The organism is Limnohabitans sp. DCL3 (assembly GCF_048019295.1).
In the GTDB taxonomy this organism is placed as follows: Bacteria; Pseudomonadota; Gammaproteobacteria; order Burkholderiales; family Burkholderiaceae_C; genus Limnohabitans_A.
Genome location: NZ_CP171842.1, coordinates 1,219,881 through 1,238,260 on the forward strand (window position 1 = coordinate 1,219,881; position 18,380 = coordinate 1,238,260).

Genomic DNA, 18,380 nt, shown 5'->3' on the forward strand with positions numbered 1-18,380 from the left:
TCGATTGGATTTTTTTAAAGTTTGATCATCACGTGGCGCGGTACGGTGTAGTCCTCCAGCGCGTACATGGACATGTCTTTGCCGTAGCCCGAAGACTTCAGGCCCCCGTGCGGCATTTCGTTGACCAGCATGAAGTGGGTGTTGATCCAAGTGCAGCCGTATTGCAGCGCACTCGCCACGCGCATGGCGCGTGAGATGTCTTGCGTCCAAACACTGGAGGCCAAGCCGTAGTCCGAATCGTTGGCCCAACCCACCACTTGTTCTGCATCTCGAAAGCGGGTGATCGAGACGACTGGGCCAAATACCTCGCGGCGCACGATTTCATCGTCTTGCAAGGCACCGGCAATCACCGTGGGTTCATAAAAATAGCCTGTGCCCGGACGCATTTTTCCGCCGGTGGTGACTTCCATGTGTGGGCTCATTTGCGCGCGTTCGACAAAGCTGGCCACGCGGTTGCGTTGGCGCTCGGAGATCAAGGGCCCCAGCTCCACGCCATCTTCATCTTGTGTGCCCATATTGAGCGTGGATACCGCGCAGCTGAGTTCGGCCACCAGCTTGTCGTAAATTTTGGCACCCGCGTAAATGCGGCAAGCGGCGGTGCAGTCTTGGCCCGCGTTGTAGTAGCCAAAGGTGCGAATGCCCGCCACCACGTCATCCAAATTGACATCGTCAAACACGATCACCGGAGCTTTGCCGCCCAATTCCAAATGAGTGCGCTTGAGTGTGCCTGTCGCGGCTTGCAAAATTTTGCGGCCCGTCGACACGTCGCCTGTCACCGAGACCATGCGCACTTGGGCGTGCTCCACCAAGGGCTGGCCCACGCTGGCGCCGCGCCCACAAATCACATTGATCACGCCTTTGGGCAAGATGTCCGCCGCAATGCGCCCCAGCAGCAGTGCTGTCAAAGGGGTTTGCTCGCTGGGTTTGAGGACCACGGTGTTGCCAGCGGCCAGTGCGGGCGCGGCTTTCCACGCGGCCATCATGAGGGGGTAGTTCCAAGGCGCGATTGAGGCGATCACGCCAATCGCGTCACGCCGAATCATGCTGGTGTGGCCGGCTAAATATTCGCCTGCAATCGAGCCGTTCATGCAGCGTGCCGCGCCCGCGAAATAGCGAAAGCAGTCGGCAATGGCGGGAATTTCGTCTTCCAGTGCGCGGGCATAAGGCTTGCCGCAGTTGAGCGATTCAAGTCGTGCAAACTGCGTCGCATTGTCTTCAATCGCTTGGGCCAGTTTGAGCAGCAACTGGCTGCGCTCGGCGGGGGTGGTTTGCGACCAAGTGCCCCAAGCTTTGCTGGCTGCCTCGACAGCCTTGTGGACTTGCTGTGCTGACGCTTCGTGTACAAGGCACAGCACTTCGCCTGTTGCGGGGTTGAAAATGGGCTCTGCGGCACCTTCGCCTTGCACCATTTCTTGGGCGATCAGTAAGTCGGTGGGGTAGATCAAGTGGGTTGGCGTGTCTTTTTTCATGTTAAAAAATCCTCAAGGACAAAGATAAAAGAGCGTGTGTGCTTTTAGCGGTTTTGGCTGTCTTCGTCGGCACGGGTGAGCCAGTAGGCCGCCACGATGGGGATGAAAGTCAAGGCGATCATGAACACGGCAACGACGTTGGTGACGGGGCGTTGGCGTGGACGAATCAGCTCTTGCAGCATCCAAATGGGCAGCGTTGTTTGCTGGCCCGCTGTGAACGTGGTAATGATGACTTCGTCAAAACTCAGTGCAAAGGCCAACAAACCGCCCGCTAGCAAGGCCGAGGCCAGTTGCGGCAACAACACATGGCGAAAGGTTTGAAAGGCGTTGGCACCCAAGTCCATGGACGCTTCAATTAAACTGGGGCTGATACGTCGCAACCGAGCCACGGCATTGTTGTAGACCACCACCACACAAAACGTGGCGTGCCCAATCACAATGGTCCAAAAGCTGAACGGAATCTCCATGGCGTGGTAAGCCGAGCGCATAGCAATGCCGGTGATGACCCCAGGCAGCGCAATGGGTAAGATCAGCAGCAAGTTGATAGTCTCACGGCCAAAAAACGTGCTGCGCGCCAAAGCCCCTGCGGCCAAAGTGCCCAGCACAACCGCAATGCCCGTGGCCCACAGGGCCACTTGAAAAGACAGGGCCATCGCGTCCCACACGTCTTGGCGCTCCAAGGCCATAGCAAACCATTGGGTGGTCAAAGCCGGGGGCGGAAAGACATAGTTTTTGTCTTCTCTGCTGAAGGCGTAGAGCACGATCAGCGCCAGTGGGATGTGCAAAAACAGCACGCCCAAAGCCGTTGCCAGCTTGAGCCCCAAGGACGCACCCAAGCGAGGTTTTGAAACTGAATCAAAGCGCATCAAAAGCCCCTTTGCGTTTGGCCAACCAAAGGTAAACACCAATGATTAAAATTGGCACGAGTGAGAATGCAGCAGCAAATGGCAAATTTCCCGCCACGCCTTGCTGGCGGTACACCACTTGCCCGATGTAGAGCGTGGAGTTGCCGATCACTTGAGGGATGATGTAGTCACCCAAGGTGAGCGCGAAGGTGAAAATTGAGCCCGCCGCAATGCCCGGCATGGTGAGAGGAAAAATCACATGCCGCAAAGTTTGCCAAGGGCTTGCGCCCAAGTCGGCTGAGGCCTCCAGGTAAGCGCCGGGGATGCGCTCAATCGCAGCCATGATGGGCAACACCATGAACGGCAACCACATGTAAACAAACACCATGAAGGTGCCCAAAGGCGAAAAACTCAGTGAACTGCCACCGATCCACGGCAGGGACAACAAGGCATCGAGTCCCGTGTGCAAATGCAAGCTGTGCAGTAACCACGACACCGCACCTTCTTTGGCTAGCAGCAATTTCCAAGCGTACAGGCGCACCAAATAGCTGGACCACAGCGGCAGCATCACCGCTACACACAGCAGCGCTTTTTGTGTGCCACGGGCATGGCGCGCCATGTAGTAGGCCATCGGAAACCCCAGGACCACACAGGCCAGTGTCACGCTGATCGCCATGGCCGTGCTGCGCCAAGCCACATCCAAGTGCGTTGGGCTGAAAATTTCTACAAAGTTAGACCAACCTATCTCACGCACGACTTGGCCGGTGAAATCGTCCAGATGGAAAAAACTGTTGGCCAGCAAACTGAACAAAGAGCCCAGATAAACAATGCCAAACCACAGCAAAGGTGGCGTGAGCAACAAGCCCAGCGTCAGACCACGACGGGTGTACAGAAAGGTAGAAAAGCGTTCAATCCAACCACGGTGGACGGTGTGCGTGGGGTTCATATTCAGTCCACCTTCAAGGCGTGCATGGCTTCGTTAGGCCAGCACAGGGTGGCCATAGCCCCTGGTGGGGGGGCCGCTTGGCCGCTTTGCACCGGCACATCCACTAGCAAGTGGGCACCCCCGTGCTCGGGCTGCATGTGCATGCGCCAAAATGCACCAAAAAAATGGGCCTCTTGCACGCGCGCACGCAACCGTGCCGCCGAGTGGATCATGGTTTGCGAGGTGCTGGTTTCACTGCTGTCCCACAGCAGCGTTATGCACTCAGGGCGAATCATCAAGGCCTGCACAGCCGCGTAGCGATGTGCCTGCTCACCTTGCAAGACGTTGGCCGCTCCAACAAATTCGGCAACAAAGCGTGTGGTCGGGCGAGCGTACAGCTCAGACGGTGTGGCCACTTGTTCCAAACGGCCTTGGTTGAACACGCCAATGCGGTCACTCATGGACAGCGCCTCATGCTGGTCGTGTGTCACGAATATGAAGGTGATGCCCAGCTGGCGCTGCAAGCTTTTGAGTTCGGTTTGCATTTGTTCGCGCAGCTTCAAGTCCAAAGCCCCAAGGGGCTCGTCCAACAACAGCACACGCGGCGCATTGATGAGTGCTCGCGCCAGTGCTACGCGTTGGCGCTGACCTCCCGAGAGCTGCCCGGGTTTGCGTTGACCGACTTCAGACAATTGCACCGTATCGAGCAATTGCTGGGCTTTTTTTTCGCGTGTGCTTAGGTCAACGCCGCGCACCATCAAGCCATAAGCAACGTTGTCCAAAATGCTCATGTGCGGAAACAAGGCGTAGTCTTGAAACACCGTGTTGACAGGACGGGCATAAGGCGGCAGCTGGCTCACGTCTTGGCCGTGAATGCTGATGAGTCCTTTGGTAGGCAATGTGAAGCCCCCGATCATCCTCAGGCAGGTGGTTTTGCCTGAACCCGAGGGCCCCAGTAGTGTGAAAAATTCACCCGCTTGGACTTGCAAATCGATGCCTGCCACCGCGTGCACGGTTTTACCCGCAGAACGAAACACGCACGACACATCGCGCAAACTCACAGCCGAAGTCATGTAGAGGCTTTCTGGTTAGAACAATCAAAAAACGGGTATGGCAACAACACCGGCTGCGGTTGCTACGGCCTGACGGACCATGGGGGTCTGTCAGGGCTGGTGTGCAGGCGGCTTTGCCGCGTTGTTACCGCGTACATCGCACAAGATGATGCGGCGTACACCCGCATGCGGGCCATGCCTGGGTTCACATGGACCAAGCGGGGCTGTCAGCGACCGCCCAAGATTGCGATGTAGTCAGATGCCCACTTGTGATAAGGCACACACTGGTTGTTTTGGCTGGCGCATTGGCTGGTGGGCGTTTTCCAAAACGATATGCGTGCAAAATCGTTGTAACCCTGACGCGCACAGCCTTCGTCGCCCAACAGTTTGTTGCCCTTGCATGCCGCAGGCACCGCAGGCACTGAACCAAACCAAGCCGACAAATCACCTTGCAATTTGGGGTTGAGCGAATGCTCCAGCCACTGGTATGCGCAGTTGGGGTGTTTTGCCTCGGCGTGCATCATGGTGGAATCGGCCCACCCCGTGGCACCCTCAACGGGAACGACGGTGGCGATGGGGGCTTTTTTTGAGCCCAAGATATTGGCTTGGAACTGCCAGCTGCTCGATGCCACCACGCCCTCGTTGGTGAAATCGTCAATTTGCACAAACGCGTCGTGCCAGTATTTGCCCACCAACTTGCGTTGACCCCGAAGCAGGTCCAAGGCGGCTTTGTATTGCACCTCGTTGAGTTCGTAGGGATCTTTGATGCCCAGTGCTGGATTTTTCTTCATCAGGTACAGCGCCGCGTCCGCGATGTAGATGGGGCCATCAAACGCTTGTACGCGGCCTTTGTTGCTTTTGCCATCAGGCAGGTTTTGCTCTTCAAACACCACGCTCCAGCTGTTGGGCTTTTTGTCGCCAAACACCTTGGTGTTGTACATCAGCACGTTCCAGCCCCATTGGTAAGGCACGCCATAGTGCTTGCCTGAGTCGAAATGCCAGGCGGCTTTTTGCAAACGGGTGTCGATGTTTTTGTAGCTGGGTATAAGGGCAATGTTGATGGGCTGGACTTTTTTTCCACGAATCAAGCGTGTGCTGGCATCGCCTGAGGCCGTGACCAAGTCAAAGCCGCCTTCGTTCATGAGAGCCACCATTTCGTCGGATGTGCCCGCTGTCTTCACATTGACCCTGCAACCCGTGGATTTTTCAAAACCAGTGACCCAATCAAAGTTTTTATCGGTCGCGCCGCGCTCCATGTAGCCGGCCCAAGCCACGATGTCAACTTGGCCTTCGCCTTTACCCATTTTTTGCACCATGTTTTGCGCCTGTCCCGTGTTGGACAGCAGCAGCAAGCCGGCCGCCATGGTGGCGTAAGTCATCTTTTTCATGTCGTCTCCCCCAGTGAGTGGTTGGTTGCCAAAAATGGCTGGGCTTGGGTTGAGCGGTGCTTTGCAAAAATAGCCTGCGATCCCCAAGACCAGGGCACTTTAATGTTTACTATTGTGTTTTAAAAGTTCATTATTTGAATTTCTTGATATCTATAAATAAGATACATCGGGATAACCCTCTGATTTCAAGCGATCTATGCAACGCCACATCACGCTCAAGCAATTCCGTTACTTTTTGGCAGTTTCAGAAACAAGTTCGGTTGCGGCGGCGGCCCGCATGATCAGCATCGCGCAGTCGGCGCTGACCAAGAGCATTCAAGAGTTGGAGGACAGCTTGGGCGTGAAGCTGTTCGAGCGCAGTGCCAAAGGCATGCTGCTCACCCAAGACGGTCACCGTTTTCAGGCCAATGCCCGCAAAGTGATTGCCGCCGTGGCAGAGGCAGGCCAGCTCGATCGTGGCAAGCCGACAACGCTCAGCGGCAACTTGACCATTGGTGTGACCAGTTTGGTGGCTGGCTATTATTTGGCCGATTTGTTTGCAAAATTCCAACGCTCCCACCCCTCTGTCACGATCTCGGTCGTCGAAGAAACCCCCTTGTTTTTGGAGCATTTGCTCATCAATGGCGAGGTGGATTTGGCCATCATGGTCTGCAATGCATTGGGCGAACCACAGGCTTTGGAGGTGGAGGCCCTGATACGTTCTTCCAACCGCGTGTGGATGGCCTCTGCGCACCCGTTGGCTGAAAAGGGAGAGTTGTTGTTGGCCGAATGTGCTGCCTACCCGCAGGTGGTTCTGGAGGCCGACCGCATCGAAAGCGTGACACAAGGCTTGTGGATGCAACAGGGCTTCCACCCCCCTGTGTTGATGCGCAGCAGCTCGCTGGAGGCGGTGCGCTCACTGGTGGGTATTGGCGCGGGCATCACCTTGCTGCCTGATTTTTTGTACCGTCCCTGGACCTTGGATGCCGACCATGTGCAAGTGCGCAGCTTGCGCGATGCCGCGCCCTCTGTGGATGTGGGTTTGGTGTGGCGACGTGGCTCTCAAACGCGCATGGTGGTGACCGAATTCATCGAGTTGGCGCGCGAGCAATCGCGAAGGCAAAGGGCGCGTTGACGAGGGGCAACTTGGCGTGAACATTGTCAGATTCTCTTTGCATTGATGCATTGACGGTCTGAGCCATGACGGTGTGGCGCAATGAGGGGCGTTGCTACGGGGTAGGTTCGGCTGCGTTCAGCCTATAGCGCAAACTTATAATGATGGGCTGCATTTAACGCGCACCATCAGCAAAGACCCCCCCTATGAGCCAAGCCCTGACTTCCGTCGCCGACATCCGCAAGACTTTTCTGGACTTTTTCGAGTCCAAGGGCCACACCGTGGTGGCGTCCAGCCCCTTGGTGCCGGGCAATGACCCCACTTTGATGTTCACCAACTCGGGCATGGTTCAGTTCAAGGACGTGTTTCTGGGCTCGGACAAGCGCAGTTATGTGCGTGCCGCCTCGGTGCAAGCTTGCTTGCGGGCCGGTGGCAAGCACAACGACCTGGAGAACGTGGGCTACACCGCCCGCCACCACACCTTCTTTGAGATGCTGGGCAACTGGTCGTTTGGCGACTATTTCAAGCGTGAATCGCTGGAGTGGGCTTGGGAGCTATTGACGCAGGTGTACAAACTGCCTGCCGACAAGCTCTACGCCACCGTCTACATGGAAGACGATGAGGCCCATGGCATTTGGGAAGGCATTTTTGTCAAAGCCGGCTGGACGCCTGAGCGCATCAAGCAAGAGAACCGCATCATCCGCATTGGCGACAACAAGGGCGGTCGCTATAAGTCCGACAACTTCTGGATGATGGCCGACACCGGACCATGTGGCCCATGCTCCGAGATTTTTTACGACCACGGTGCGCACATTCCTGGCGGCCCACCGGGCAGCCCCGATGAAGACGGGGACCGCTTCATTGAGATCTGGAACAACGTGTTCATGCAGTTCAACATGGACGAAACTGGGGCCGTCACGCCACTGCCCGCGCCTTGTGTGGACACGGGCATGGGCTTGGAGCGTTTGGCCGCCATCTTGCAGCACGTACACAGCAACTACGAAATCGATATTTTTGACGCGCTGATCAAAGCCGCATCGCGCGAGACCGGCTGCACCGATCTGAACAACAAGTCGCTGCGCGTGATCGCCGACCACATCCGTGCCACCGCGTTCTTGGTGAGCGACGGCGTGGTGCCGAGCAACGAAGGCCGGGGCTATGTGCAGCGCCGCATCATCCGCCGCGCCATTCGCCATGGTTATTTGTTGGGCCAGAAAACACCTTTCTTCCACAAGCTGGTGCCCGATTTGGTCAAACTCATGGGCGCGGCTTACCCCAACATGGCCGATCAGGCCGAGCGCATTGCAGACGTTTTGCGCGTGGAAGAAGAGCGCTTTTTTGAAACGTTGCAAAGCGGCATGCAAATTTTGGATGCGGCCCTCGACGCAGGTGTGAAAGTTTTACCCGGTGAGGTGGCCTTCAAGCTGCACGACACCTATGGTTTCCCACTCGACTTGTCGGCCGATGTGTGCCGTGAGCGCGGCTTGAGTGTGGACGAAGCCGGTTTTGCCGTGGCCATGGAAAAGCAAAAAGCCCAGGCCCGGGCTGCTGGCAAGTTCAAGATGGACAAGGCGCTCGAGTACACCGGTGCAGGCAACGACTTTGTGGGCTACGACGCGCTGACGGCCAACGCCAAAGTGCTGGCCTTGTACGTCGACGGCAATGCCGTGACCGAACTCAATGCGGGCCAAGCCGGCGTGGTGGTGCTGGACACCACCCCGTTTTATGCCGAGTCGGGCGGGCAGGTGGGCGACCAAGGCACGATCCACAACGCGGGCGGCCAGTTCAACGTGTTGGATACGCTCAAGATCAAGGCCGATGTGTTTGGCCACCATGGCGAAATCAAGTCCGGCAGCCTCAAAGTGGGCGACGCGGTGCAGGCGCATGTGGACTTGGGCCTGCGTGCCGCCACCGTGCGCAACCACTCCGCCACGCACTTGATGCACAAAGCCCTGCGCGAAGTGCTGGGCAGCCATGTGCAGCAAAAGGGCAGCTTGGTCAACGCCGATCGCACCCGCTTTGACTTTGCGCACAACGCGCCCGTGACCGATGCCGAAATCCGGGAAATCGAAGCGCGTGTGAACGCCGAAATCTTGGCCAACGCTGCGGCTCAAGCGCGCGTCATGGACATCGAAAGCGCCCAGAAAACCGGCGCGATGATGCTGTTTGGCGAGAAGTATGGCGAAACCGTGCGCGTGCTCGACATTGGCTCCAGCCGCGAGCTGTGCGGCGGCACCCATGTCAAAGCCACGGGCGACATTGGCCTGTTCAAGATCGTCGGCGAGGGCGGCGTGGCCGCTGGCGTGCGCCGCATCGAGGCGGTGACGGGCCAAAACGCACTGGCCTATTTGCAAACACTGGAAGACACCGTGAGCCAAGCCGCGGGCACGCTCAAGGCCCAGCCTGCCGAATTGAATGCCCGCATCGCGCAGGTGCTCGACCAGGTCAAGGCGCTGGAGAAAGAACTGGCTGCGGCCAAAGGCAAGCTCGCTTCTGCCCAGGGTGATGAACTGATGACGCAAGCCATGGACGTCAAGGGCATCAAGCTCTTGGTGGCCAAGCTGGATGGCGCGGATGCCAAGACCCTGCGCGACACCATGGACAAGCTCAAGGACAAGATGAAAACCGCTGTGATCGTGCTCACGGCGGTGGACGGTGAGAAGGTGCAGATCGCTGCAGGTGTGAGCGCCGACACCACCGGCAAAGTCAAGGCGGGCGAGTTGGCCAGCTTTGTGGCGGGCCAAGTGGGCGGCAAAGGCGGTGGCAAGCCCGACATGGCGATGGCCGGCGGTACCAATGCCGCAGCTTTGCCGGCGGCGATGGCCAGTGTGCAGGCTTGGGTGACTGAGCGGCTCTGACCGGGGGCCGGCTTGGAACGCTTGTTCAAGCTGCAGGCGGCGTCATGTTGAAAAACGGACGCCGTTTTTTATGGCACCTGTGCCTGGCTTTGCTGGCTTGGGTTGGGCTGGGCTTGGCGCATGCCCAGTTCGACAAAACCCCCTGGCCCCGCACCCAGGCCACGCCTGCCATCGACATGGTGGACCTTCATGGCCAGCACTGGACCAGCGCAGCGCTGAAAGGCCAGGTGGTGGTGCTCAACTTCTGGGCCACTTGGTGCGGCCCCTGCAAAGAGGAGATGCCCTCTTTGCAGGCCTTGCACAAAGACCCAAGCCCAGGCGCAAGCGACGCGCGTCCAGCGGTCGTGATCGGCATCAATGTGAAAGAAACGCCCAGCACGGTGCGCCGATTCATGGCGGCGCAGCACCTGGATTTGCCGGTGGTGCTGGACCCTCAAGGCGATTTAACGCGGCAGTGGGGCGTGCGCATTTACCCGACCACGGTCTTGATTGGGCCGGATGGCCGGGCGCGTTGGCGGGTGGTGGGTGACCTGGATTGGAACGGTCCCATGGCTCGGGCTTGGTTGAAGGACTTGCAAGCCCTGCCCGCGACATCCCAGTCCGCCTCCAAGTAATGCGCTGGGTCCCGCACCCGTTCAAACAGGCCGACGCGGTCGGTCATAATCGCCGGGCTTTGCACGCTTTGTGCCGGGCGACCTGCCTTCGGGGCATTGGCGTTTTCTCAACGCCTTGTGTGTGCCGACAGGTCTCATCCTTATTTCGGAGTTCTTTCCATGACCACCGCTCGCCGCTCTTTGCTCAAAGGAGGCGCCGCTCTGGGCGCCATGATCGCTGCACCCACTTGGTTGCACGCCCAAACCACGGCCCCGGCTGAACGCCGCTTTGCCCCCGAAGTGGGCACTTGGCGCACCTTTGAGGTGACCACCCGCGTTGAAATCGCCGACCCACAGGGTGCGACCCGCGTCTGGTTGCCCGTGCCCAGCATGGACACGGCTTGGCAACAATCTTTGGACACCCGCTTCAGCAGCAACGGTACCGCCCGCATGGGCAGCGATCTGGTGGAAGGCGCTCGTTTTGTGTCGGCCGAATTCGCCACAGGTGTGCGCCCTGTGATCGAGGTCACCAGCCGTGTGAGAACCCAAAACCGTGCCGCTGAGATGAGCGCGGGCCGCGCGTTCGTGGCCGAAAGCGCCGACACCTTGCGCCATTACACGCGTCCGACACGTTTGCTGCCCACCGATGGCATCGTGCGCACCACGGCCATGGCGGCCACCAAAGGCGCGAAGACCGACGAACAAAAAGCCCGCGCCATTTACGACTGGGTGGTGAGCAACGCTTTCCGTGACCCCAAGACACGCGGCTGCGGCGAAGGCGACATCAAGACCATGCTGGAAACCGGCAACCTGGGCGGCAAGTGCGCCGACCTGAACGCTTTGTTTGTGGGCCTGTGCCGCGCGGTGGGTTTGCCTGCTCGCGATGTCTACGGCATCCGCCTGGCCCCATCGGCGTTTGGCTACAAAGAACTGTCGGGCAATCCGGCCAGTCTCAAGGGCGCACAGCACTGCCGCGCCGAGGTGTATTTGCAAGCCCGTGGCTGGGTGGCGATGGACCCGGCCGATGTGGCCAAAGTGATGCGACTGGAAACCGCCGAGTGGATCAAGAAAACGGATCACCCCGTGGTGGCCCCGGTGTACAAGCATTTGTTTGGCGGCTGGGAGGGCAACTGGATGGCTTGGAACAGCGCACACGACGTGAGCCTGCCTGGCGCCAAAGGGGGGGTGGCCAATTTCTTGATGTACCCCGTGGCTGAGACGGCTGAAGGTCGTTTGGACTCCTACACGCCCGACGCGTTCAAGTACACGATCACAGCCAACGAGATCAAAGGCTGAGCGCCAAGCCGGTCACAGCGTCAGTTGCTGTTGGCTTTCAAACACACGGGCTTGGCCCGTGTGGGGGTCGGTGAAGGCGATCGATTGCGCCAGCAGTTGCAGGGGCTGGCTGAAGTCGTCGGGTGCATCCGGGCCGCGCAAGACCGTGGGGTAGAAGGCATCGCCCTGCATCGGCAGGCCCAAAGCGTTCATGTGCACCCGCAGCTGGTGACGTTTGCCCGTCACGGGTTCGAGTTGGTACAGCGCCCGATCGCCTTGAGTCTTCAACACCCGGATGCGGGTCTCGCTGTTGGCGGGGCCTGCCACTTCTTTCGTTCTGAAAAAGGGCTCGCCGGGCACCAAGCGGCTGGCATACACCTGCGGCAAGGTTTTTGTCGGCGCAGCAGCGACCGCGTGGTAAATCTTGTGAATGTTTTTGTCGCGAAACAGCGCATGGTAAGCATCGCGGTCTGGCAAGCGTTTGCCCAGCAGCACCAATCCCGCCGTTTCTCGGTCGATGCGGTGCAGCGGCACCAAATCGGCACAGTCCGTCAGGCGCTTGAGTTGCACCAGCAGGCTTTGCTGCACATAACGGCCCGACGGCGTCACGGGCATGAAATGCGGTTTGTCGGCCACCAGCAAGTGCACGTCTTCGAACAGGATGCGCGCCTGAAACGGCAGGGCCGGTTCATCGGCCAGATGGCGGTAGTAATACAAGCGCTGGCCAGGTGGGCAGCGGTGGTGGGGCAGGGCGGTTTGGCCGTCTTCGTGCAGCACCAGCCCTTGGGCCAAGCGCTCGGCCCATGCGCTGCGCGAGATGCCGGGCATGCGCTGGGCCAGAAAGTCGAGCACGTTGGCGGCGCCTTGGGGCACCGAAACCACGCTGGCGCTCACGCCATCGCGCATGGGCAACTGATTGCCTCGCAAGGGCAAGGGGACAGCGTGCCCTGCTTCGCGCATGTCAGACGCGGCGGAACACCAGGTCCCACACGCCGTGGCCGAGTTTCAGGCCCCTGTTTTCAAATTTCGTCAGGGGGCGGTAGTCGGGCTTGGCGGCAAAGCCGTCTGCCGACGCGCTGGAGTTGACCAACAGGGGCTCGGCACGCAGCACGCCCATCATCTGTTCGGAATAGGGCTGCCAGTCGGTGGCCAAGTGCAAGTAACCGCCAGGTCGGATGTGTTGGGCCAAGCGCTGGATGAACGGCGACTGGATCAGCCGGCGCTTGTGGTGGCGGCTTTTGTGCCAAGGGTCCGGAAAGAAAATGTGCACGCCGTCCAGGCTGTCTGGGCCCAGCATGTGGTCCATGACCTCAATGGCGTCGTGCTGAACGATGCGGATGTTGCCAATACTTTCCTCGCCGCAGCGCTTGAGCAAGGCGCCCACGCCGGGTTCATGCACTTCGCAGCACAAAAAGTTGTCGTTGGGCCGAACGTGGGCAATTTTGGCGGTGGCGTCGCCCATGCCAAAACCGATTTCCAGAACCAGGGGGGCGCTGCGCCCAAAGGCGGCCTGCACATCCAGGCGCTCGGGTTTGTAGGGGATCAGGAATTTCGGGCCGAATTGCTCAAATGCCCGCACTTGGCCCGAGCCCATGCGCCCGGCACGCAGCACATAGGTTTTGATTTGGCGCATGAAGGGGGTGTCTTGGGCGTCTGGCGTTTCAGGCGCCGGTGCGGCAGTTGCATGGTCTTCAGGCATCGTCATGGGGGCAGGTTGAGTGTGCAAAGCCTGAGATTATCGGGGTGATTGGTGCATTGCCACCCACTTTTCGAGTGCTTGGGTTGTGGTGATTGGCGCCGGCAGCGCAGGCAAGCCCAGCACTCGCGCTGCCGATTGGAGTGCCGCCAGGGCAGCTTGCGGCGTTTGTAAATTCAGCGCTATTGCCCCGTTTTGTTTGCTGAGTTTTTCACCATGGGTGCCCAGCACCAGTGGCGTATGCAAGTAACGCGGCGTGGGCAGGCCCAAGGCGGCTTGCAAAACAATTTGCCTGGCCGTGTTGTCGACCAAGTCTTCTCCGCGCACCACATGGGTGATACCTTGAGCCGCGTCGTCCACCACCACGGCCAGTTGGTAAGCCCACAAACCATCGGCGCGTCGAAGCACAAAATCGCCCACTTCTTGTCCCACGTTTTGCTCTTGCGGCCCCAATCGGCGGTCAAACCAGTGTGTGAGGGCCGGTAAGCCCAGCTCGGCTTGCACGGCTTGAACATTCAACCGCCACGCGCGTGCGGGTTTGCCCCTGAGGCCATCACGGCACGTGCCGGGGTAAATGGCGGCGCTGTGCCGGGTCACGGTTTGCGCGGCTTCAATTTCTTTGCGCGAACAAGCGCAAGGGTAGGCCCAACCTTTGTCCACCAAGGTCTGCAGGGCGCTGGTGTAGGCGCCGCCGCGCTGGCTTTGGTAAAGCACGGCCGCATCGGGCACCAAGCCACAGGTGGTCAGCTGCTGCAAGATGGCCAGATCAGCGCCGTCCACGCAGCGGGGGCTGTCAACGTCCTCGATGCGAACGCGCCAATGACCGCCATGGGCACGGGCATCGAGCCAGCTGGCCAGGGCCGCGACCAGCGAACCGGCATGCAAAAGGCCGGTTGGCGAGGGTGCAAACCGGCCTGTGTAAACCTCGGTCATCCGGACTCAGCGCAGCGCGTTCAACGTTTTTTCAGCACCGCCAAAGCCAACTCCAAGCCCGAGACAAAAGCATCTTCAACCCGATGGCCGAGGCACCAGTCGCCGCACAGCCCAATGCCTTGCGCTTGAGACCACAAGAAACTCTGACCCAAAGGCTGACCCGTTTTGGCGTACAGCCAACGGTGGACTTCGGCATGCGCAGGCGTCACGCGGATGCCGGTGATTTCGGCAAAGGCCTTGATCAGCTTGCCTTTGACCCGCTCGGGTGTGTCGTTGATGTGCTCGGCCGACCAGGGGGCACTGGCCTGCACGGTCCAGCGCTCAATGCGCTCACGCCCAGGCTTGGAGGACTCACGCGCCATCCAGGCGATGCGGTGGTGTGTGCTGCGGGCCGCATTCCACTGAGGCCCCAAAGTGATCAGGCCCGGTTGCACGGCTTGCGGGTAGGCCAGCATGAGCGTCCAGCAAGGGGCCACCGTCACTTTGGCCAAAGGTTGTGCCAAGGCACTTTGATGGGAAGCTTGGAGCAAAGCGCTGGCTTGTTCGGGTGGAATGGCCAAAATCACTTTGTCAAAACCGGCGTAAATGCGTTGTCCGCCATCTTCGGTTTCGGTTTGCAACTGCCAGCCGTTTTTCTTCAACGGGTCGGCCATGATCTGCGTCACACGGGTGTGCAGCTGGACATTGCCGTCCTCCACCAAGGGCGCAGCCCAAGCTTTAACCAAGGCGTTCATGCCGGGTGCAGCGACCCAATGGCGTTCACCGCCGGGCAGGCCGGCCTCGATCACGCGTCCATTGGGGTCGAGCACACGCACCGCGTTGGCACTCCAGGGTTTGCACACACCCGGCGCGGTGCCCATGGCCAGCTCAAAACGGGGGTCGCGTACCGTGAAGTACTGGGCCCCATGGTCAAAGCTGCCAAAAGCACTGGCGCGCGTGGACATGCGTCCGCCGAGGCCTCGACTTTTTTCGAACAAAGTGACGTTGTGTCCGGCCTGGCGCAGCGTGCGCGCGCACGTGACGCCGGCCATGCCGACGCCAATGATGGCGATGTGTTGTGTGGTCATGCTGCCACTTTAGCCCAGAAATGCGCGTGAATCTGGCTTGGGTGGGTTTGTCCCGATGCGGCTTGAGCTCAGGGCTTGGATCCGAGCAGGGCTTCTCGTGTTCCAGGTTTGTTGAGTTGGTCTGTCCACCACAGCAAAGCGTGGCCAGCTGGACTTAGGCGGCTGTCCCGCCAGGCCGCATGCACGCTGTTGACCCGGGTTTGCTCAGTGCTTTTGATGACCAACTGCCCTGAGGCCACCAAGGGCTGCGCCAAGCTCAATGGCAAAAAGCCCGCACCCAGACCGCGCACTTGGGCTTGCAATTTGCTGGTCATGTCAGGCACGGTGAACACGTCCTGTCCACCTTGCAGTCCCACCGTGAGGCCGCTGCCGCGTTGCACCGAATCGGCCACGGCCACCACCCGGTGTTGCAGCAACAAAGCGTTGCTCAGAGGGGCGGGCGCATGTGCCAAGGGGTGTTGTGGCGAAACCGCAAAGACAAATTGAACGTCGCCCAGTGCGATGTGCTGGATGTCTGCGGCCATGTGCTGCCCCAGTGCAACGCCCAAAGCCAAGTCTGCTTGCCCCGAGGTCAGTGCGGCCATGGTGCCCGACAAAGCCTCGTGGCGAATCCGCAAGCGGGTCGGGCTGTTCAGTGCCAAAAAGGCTTCGCACAAATCCATCACCACGTCGCGGGCCATGATGCTGTCCACCGCCACCGTGAGCACACCCTCCCAGCCTGTGGCCACGCGCTTGACCCGGTTGGCCACGCTGTCAATGTCTTGCAGCAAACGGCCCGCCTCCCGCAACAGTTCGCGACCTGCGGCTGTGGGCCGGGCTTGGCGCGCACTGCGGTCAAACAGCAGCACATCCAGAGCCTCTTCGAGCTGCCGCACCCGGTACGTCAAGGCACTGGGCACCAGACCGAGTTGGCGTGCAGCGGCCGCAAAACTGCCCTGTTCGGCGATGGTTTGCAGCATGAACAGGGCGTCTGGCGTCAGCCAGTCTTTGGGACTTTGCATGGTTCGTGCATTTTAGTTCAATTAATTTGAATGAAGACGGCAAAACCTTTGTACCGCAGACGGCCATTCCTTGCCTAAAGTTCAGTTTCGTTGAAAGGAACCCGCCATGTTGACCCTGCGCAAATCGTCCGAACGCGGCTACGCCGATCACGGCTGGCTCAAGTCTTTCCACAGCTTTTCTTTTGCCAATTACTTTGACCCGGCCCACATGGGCTTTGGCAACTTGCGCGTCATCAACGAAGACCGGATTGACCCCGGTACCGGCTTTGGTACCCATGGCCACCGCGACATGGAAATCATCAGCTACGTGTTGTCGGGCAATTTGGCCCACCAAGACAGCATGGGCAACGTCTTGGGCATTCCGCCCGGGGACGTGCAGCGCATGAGTGCTGGCAGTGGGGTCCGCCACAGCGAGTTCAACCATGCCCAAGGCGAGCAAACCCACTTTTTGCAGATCTGGATCGAGCCCAATGTGCGTGGCATCGAGCCAGGGTACGAACAAAAAACCGTGCCTGAAAGCGCCAAGCGCGGTCAATTGGCCTTGGTGGCGGCACCAGCAGCCGAGGCACGTTTGAGCCAATACACCGTACAAATCCACGCCGATGCCCGCATGTTTGCAGGACTTTTCAACGGCGCCGAGACCGTGCATCTGCCCCTCAACCCCGCGCGCAAAGTCTACGTTTTTATGGTTCGCGGCCGCTTGCAAGTCAATGGCCAGGTTTTGGGTGCGGGCGATGCCGCCATGCTGCAAGCCGAATCGGTCCTGAACTTGACACATGGCGAGAACGCCGAAGTGCTGGTCTTTGATTTGACCGCCTGATTTTTTTCTCAACCCCTAGGAGCTTTTCTCATGGCAAAAACAGTTGTTGTCTACCATTCCGGCTATGGTCATACCCAGCGCGTGGCGCAGTTTGTGGCCCAAGGCGCCAACGCGCAAACCATCGCCATCGACGCCGACGGCAACATCACCGACGCCGATTGGACCGCCTTGGACGAGGCAGACGCCATCATTTTCGGTTCACCCACCTACATGGGCATGGCCTCTTGGCAGTTCAAAAAATTTGCCGATGCCACATCCAAGCGTTGGTTCACCAGCGCTTGGAAAGACAAGGTGGCTGGCGGTTTCACCATCTCGGCCAGCCCCAGTGGTGACAAGTTGTCCACGATCCAGTACTTCATCACCTTGTCTCAGCAGCAAGGCATGATTTGGGTGGGTCAGCCCGCCATGAACGATGGCACCATCAACCGCATCGGCTCCAACTCCGGCGTGATGGCGCAAGTGGGCCCGACCAGTCCGGCCGAGGACATTCCCCAGGGCGACCTGGACACCGCCAAAGCCTATGGCGAGCGCGTGGCGGGAGTGGCCGCCAAACTGCGCGGTTGATCAACCGATTCGCGGGCAGGGGCTCGCTGCCACAGGTCAATCGATCTTGTGGGGGCGTCCTCTGCGGCCGCATGGTGTGCATGTCGGTTAGCATCGGCACATGAAAATCATCACCATGCTGCCCTGGGCCGATTGGCTGGCGCTCCTCACATTTTTTGCATTGTGGGTGGGCTACGCTTGGTTGGCCAAGGTGCGGGGGCTGCGTGACCAAAGTCTGATTGCCAACACCAACCGATACCGTCAAATGTGGATGATGCAGGCGACGCATCGCGACCCGCGTGTGCTCGATGGGGTGATCACCCAAAATTTATCGCAAACCCCGGCCTTTTTTTCGTCCACCAGCATCATCATCATCGGTGGTCTGTTTGCACTCTTGGGCACCACCGACAAAGCGGCCGAGTTGGTGGGTGAAATACCGTTTGCCCAAGCGACACCTTTGTTGGTTTTTGAACTCAAGATCCTGGTGATGGTCGGCATTTTTGTTTATGCCTTTTTCCGGTTTTCTTGGTCCATGCGGCAATACACTTTTGTGGCCTTGGTGCTTGGCGCCATGCCGTCGCCAGAAGATTTTGATGCCAAACACCATGACCGCCAGCACTTTGCCGAACGTGCGGGAAACTTGGTCAGTGCAGCCGCCGAGACGTTCAACGACGGCTTGAGGGCTTACTATTTTTCATTTGCGGCCATGGCCTGGTTTTTCTCGCCCATGGCCCTGGTGTTGGCCACCGCTTTGGTGGTCCTGATTTTGTATGGGCGCGAGTTCCGATCCGAGGTGCTGCAAGTCCTGCGTGACTGAAAAAG

General features: G+C 59.2%; 17 protein-coding genes. 7 read left to right on the forward strand and 10 right to left on the reverse strand.

Features of this window, described 5'->3' with window-relative positions; genetic code table 11:
- Nucleotides 1–14 precede the first annotated feature (14 nt).
- From ACHEXK_RS05535 to ACHEXK_RS05555, 5 genes are all read right to left on the reverse strand, one after another.
- Nucleotides 15–1,469 carry a gamma-aminobutyraldehyde dehydrogenase gene (locus ACHEXK_RS05535; protein ID WP_416548371.1) on the reverse strand — a complete coding sequence of 485 codons (1,455 nt, stop codon included), beginning with the start codon at nt 1,467–1,469 and terminating at the stop codon, nt 15–17.
- Between the two features lie 44 nt (nt 1,470–1,513).
- On the reverse strand, nt 1,514–2,335 hold the full coding sequence (locus ACHEXK_RS05540) for an ABC transporter permease (RefSeq protein WP_416548373.1): 822 nt from the start codon (nt 2,333–2,335) through the stop codon (nt 1,514–1,516).
- The gene (locus tag ACHEXK_RS05545) at nt 2,325–3,260 is read right to left on the reverse strand and encodes an ABC transporter permease (RefSeq protein ID WP_416548375.1); all 936 of its coding nucleotides are present in this window, start codon (nt 3,258–3,260) and stop codon (nt 2,325–2,327) included. Before ACHEXK_RS05545 ends, ACHEXK_RS05540 begins: the two co-directional genes overlap by 11 nt.
- A 2-nt stretch (nt 3,261–3,262) precedes the next feature.
- Nucleotides 3,263–4,312 (reverse strand): ABC transporter ATP-binding protein, encoded by a 1,050-nt coding sequence (locus tag ACHEXK_RS05550; protein WP_416548376.1) that lies wholly within the window; start codon nt 4,310–4,312, stop codon nt 3,263–3,265.
- Nucleotides 4,313–4,518: 206 nt separating this feature from the next.
- Nucleotides 4,519–5,679: an ABC transporter substrate-binding protein gene (locus ACHEXK_RS05555; protein ID WP_416548377.1), complete on the reverse strand. Its 1,161-nt coding sequence runs from the start codon at nt 5,677–5,679 to the stop codon at nt 4,519–4,521.
- A 196-nt stretch (nt 5,680–5,875) separates the two neighbouring features.
- On the opposite strand from ACHEXK_RS05555, the gene ACHEXK_RS05560 reads away from it, so the two are divergent.
- From ACHEXK_RS05560 to ACHEXK_RS05575, 4 genes are all read left to right on the forward strand, one after another.
- The gene (locus tag ACHEXK_RS05560) at nt 5,876–6,793 is read left to right on the forward strand and encodes a LysR family transcriptional regulator (protein ID WP_416548378.1); all 918 of its coding nucleotides are present in this window, start codon (nt 5,876–5,878) and stop codon (nt 6,791–6,793) included.
- A 185-nt stretch (nt 6,794–6,978) separates the two neighbouring features.
- Nucleotides 6,979–9,630, forward strand: a complete 2,652-nt coding sequence (gene alaS / locus ACHEXK_RS05565) for an alanine--tRNA ligase (protein WP_416548379.1) — start codon at nt 6,979–6,981, stop codon at nt 9,628–9,630.
- A gap of 44 nt (nt 9,631–9,674) precedes the next feature.
- A complete protein-coding gene (locus ACHEXK_RS05570) occupies nt 9,675–10,244 on the forward strand; it encodes a TlpA family protein disulfide reductase (protein ID WP_416548380.1) in 570 nt (189 codons plus the stop codon).
- A 159-nt stretch (nt 10,245–10,403) separates the two neighbouring features.
- Nucleotides 10,404–11,519, forward strand: a complete 1,116-nt coding sequence (locus tag ACHEXK_RS05575) for a transglutaminase-like domain-containing protein (RefSeq protein WP_416548382.1) — start codon at nt 10,404–10,406, stop codon at nt 11,517–11,519.
- Nucleotides 11,520–11,531: 12 nt separating this feature from the next.
- Here ACHEXK_RS05575 and ACHEXK_RS05580 read toward each other — a convergent pair whose 3' ends face one another.
- The 5 genes from ACHEXK_RS05580 to ACHEXK_RS05600 all read right to left on the reverse strand — a co-directional run bounded on the left by ACHEXK_RS05580 (nt 11,532) and on the right by ACHEXK_RS05600 (nt 16,195).
- Nucleotides 11,532–12,458: a pseudouridine synthase gene (locus tag ACHEXK_RS05580; protein WP_416548384.1), complete on the reverse strand. Its 927-nt coding sequence runs from the start codon at nt 12,456–12,458 to the stop codon at nt 11,532–11,534.
- A gap of 1 nt (nt 12,459) precedes the next feature.
- On the reverse strand, nt 12,460–13,203 hold the full coding sequence (gene trmB / locus ACHEXK_RS05585; RefSeq protein ID WP_416548385.1) for a tRNA (guanosine(46)-N7)-methyltransferase TrmB: 744 nt from the start codon (nt 13,201–13,203) through the stop codon (nt 12,460–12,462).
- Nucleotides 13,204–13,233: 30 nt separating this feature from the next.
- Complete coding sequence (gene gluQRS / locus ACHEXK_RS05590) at nt 13,234–14,127, reverse strand: tRNA glutamyl-Q(34) synthetase GluQRS (RefSeq protein ID WP_416548386.1); 894 nt, start codon at nt 14,125–14,127, stop codon at nt 13,234–13,236.
- A gap of 20 nt (nt 14,128–14,147) precedes the next feature.
- Nucleotides 14,148–15,194: an NAD(P)/FAD-dependent oxidoreductase gene (locus ACHEXK_RS05595; RefSeq protein WP_416548388.1), complete on the reverse strand. Its 1,047-nt coding sequence runs from the start codon at nt 15,192–15,194 to the stop codon at nt 14,148–14,150.
- A 68-nt stretch (nt 15,195–15,262) separates the two neighbouring features.
- Nucleotides 15,263–16,195 (reverse strand): LysR family transcriptional regulator, encoded by a 933-nt coding sequence (locus ACHEXK_RS05600; protein WP_416548389.1) that lies wholly within the window; start codon nt 16,193–16,195, stop codon nt 15,263–15,265.
- A 106-nt stretch (nt 16,196–16,301) separates the two neighbouring features.
- Here ACHEXK_RS05600 and ACHEXK_RS05605 point away from each other — a divergent pair, with 106 nt between their 5' ends.
- The 3 genes from ACHEXK_RS05605 to ACHEXK_RS05615 all read left to right on the forward strand — a co-directional run bounded on the left by ACHEXK_RS05605 (nt 16,302) and on the right by ACHEXK_RS05615 (nt 18,375).
- Entirely contained in the window at nt 16,302–17,015 is a 714-nt protein-coding gene (locus tag ACHEXK_RS05605) for a pirin family protein (RefSeq protein WP_416548391.1), read from the forward strand.
- A 30-nt stretch (nt 17,016–17,045) separates the two neighbouring features.
- Nucleotides 17,046–17,579 (forward strand): flavodoxin family protein, encoded by a 534-nt coding sequence (locus tag ACHEXK_RS05610; protein ID WP_416548392.1) that lies wholly within the window; start codon nt 17,046–17,048, stop codon nt 17,577–17,579.
- 100 nt (nt 17,580–17,679) lie between these two features.
- Nucleotides 17,680–18,375: a DUF599 domain-containing protein gene (locus tag ACHEXK_RS05615; RefSeq protein WP_416548393.1), complete on the forward strand. Its 696-nt coding sequence runs from the start codon at nt 17,680–17,682 to the stop codon at nt 18,373–18,375.
- Nucleotides 18,376–18,380 lie beyond the last annotated feature (5 nt).

Bases quoted from the DNA above. Each gene is read 5' to 3' on its own strand.
- ACHEXK_RS05535 (WP_416548371.1), bottom strand. From the start codon at position 1,469: ATGAAAAAAGACACGCCAACCCACTTGATCTACCCCACCGACTTACTG.
- ACHEXK_RS05540 (WP_416548373.1), bottom strand. From the start codon at position 2,335: ATGCGCTTTGATTCAGTTTCAAAACCTCGCTTGGGTGCGTCCTTGGGG.
- ACHEXK_RS05545 (WP_416548375.1), bottom strand. From the start codon at position 3,260: ATGAACCCCACGCACACCGTCCACCGTGGTTGGATTGAACGCTTTTCT.
- ACHEXK_RS05550 (WP_416548376.1), bottom strand. From the start codon at position 4,312: ATGACTTCGGCTGTGAGTTTGCGCGATGTGTCGTGCGTGTTTCGTTCT.
- ACHEXK_RS05555 (WP_416548377.1), bottom strand. From the start codon at position 5,679: ATGAAAAAGATGACTTACGCCACCATGGCGGCCGGCTTGCTGCTGCTG.
- ACHEXK_RS05560 (WP_416548378.1), top strand. From the start codon at position 5,876: ATGCAACGCCACATCACGCTCAAGCAATTCCGTTACTTTTTGGCAGTT.
- alaS (WP_416548379.1), top strand. From the start codon at position 6,979: ATGAGCCAAGCCCTGACTTCCGTCGCCGACATCCGCAAGACTTTTCTG.
- ACHEXK_RS05570 (WP_416548380.1), top strand. From the start codon at position 9,675: ATGTTGAAAAACGGACGCCGTTTTTTATGGCACCTGTGCCTGGCTTTG.
- ACHEXK_RS05575 (WP_416548382.1), top strand. From the start codon at position 10,404: ATGACCACCGCTCGCCGCTCTTTGCTCAAAGGAGGCGCCGCTCTGGGC.
- ACHEXK_RS05580 (WP_416548384.1), bottom strand. From the start codon at position 12,458: ATGCGCGAAGCAGGGCACGCTGTCCCCTTGCCCTTGCGAGGCAATCAG.
- trmB (WP_416548385.1), bottom strand. From the start codon at position 13,203: ATGACGATGCCTGAAGACCATGCAACTGCCGCACCGGCGCCTGAAACG.
- gluQRS (WP_416548386.1), bottom strand. From the start codon at position 14,127: ATGACCGAGGTTTACACAGGCCGGTTTGCACCCTCGCCAACCGGCCTT.
- ACHEXK_RS05595 (WP_416548388.1), bottom strand. From the start codon at position 15,194: ATGACCACACAACACATCGCCATCATTGGCGTCGGCATGGCCGGCGTC.
- ACHEXK_RS05600 (WP_416548389.1), bottom strand. From the start codon at position 16,195: ATGCAAAGTCCCAAAGACTGGCTGACGCCAGACGCCCTGTTCATGCTG.
- ACHEXK_RS05605 (WP_416548391.1), top strand. From the start codon at position 16,302: ATGTTGACCCTGCGCAAATCGTCCGAACGCGGCTACGCCGATCACGGC.
- ACHEXK_RS05610 (WP_416548392.1), top strand. From the start codon at position 17,046: ATGGCAAAAACAGTTGTTGTCTACCATTCCGGCTATGGTCATACCCAG.
- ACHEXK_RS05615 (WP_416548393.1), top strand. From the start codon at position 17,680: ATGAAAATCATCACCATGCTGCCCTGGGCCGATTGGCTGGCGCTCCTC.